Below are 567 nucleotides of genomic sequence, written 5' to 3'. Positions count from 1 at the left end.
AGATTGTCGTCATGCTGACTGAGCCAATCGCCAGGATTCCCGATGATTTGGCCAGCCACAATCTGACCCTCAACGGCGCGGGGGATAGCCTGATCTATACCTACGATACCCATGCGGATCGCACGGGGATAACGACCCTGTTGAATGACGTGTCGCAGGCCGGGCTGGTGTTGCGCGATGTGCAGACACGGCAATCGAGCCTGGAAGAGATATTTGTAAACCTGGTATCCGGAGAGGCGGCATGAACTGGACCGCAATCGCTGCAATCTACCGGTTCGAAATGGCCCGCTTCTTTCGCACCCTGGCGCAAAGCTTCCTGTCACCGGTTCTTTCCACTTCGCTGTATTTCGTGGTATTTGGCACCGCCATCGGCAGTCGAATTCAGGAGGTCGAGGGTGTATCCTACGGCGCGTTCATCGTCCCGGGCTTGATCATGCTGTCTGTGGTGATGCTTTCGATCTCGAACGCGTCATTCGGAATTTATTTCCCAAAGTTTCTGGGCACCATCTACGAGCTGTTGTCGGCGCCGGTGAATTTTATCGAAATCGTGATTGGGTATGTCGGTGC

General features: G+C 54.7%; 1 protein-coding gene and 1 pseudogene. Both read left to right on the top strand.

The features are described 5' to 3' along the window. A pseudogene (locus ACR0IP_RS23430) lies at positions 1–245 on the top strand (multidrug ABC transporter ATP-binding protein); the annotation flags it as partial. After that, the coding region (locus ACR0IP_RS23425) for an ABC transporter permease (protein ID WP_480528200.1) at positions 242–567 on the top strand (326 nt) is incomplete at its 3' end. The pseudogene ACR0IP_RS23430 and the gene ACR0IP_RS23425, both read left to right, overlap by 4 nt.

The sequence above is a fragment of the Ruegeria sp. AL11 genome, assembly GCF_056540865.1.
The sequence above is the reverse complement of the archived record's forward strand: the minus strand, read 5'-3'. Positions and strand labels throughout refer to the sequence as shown.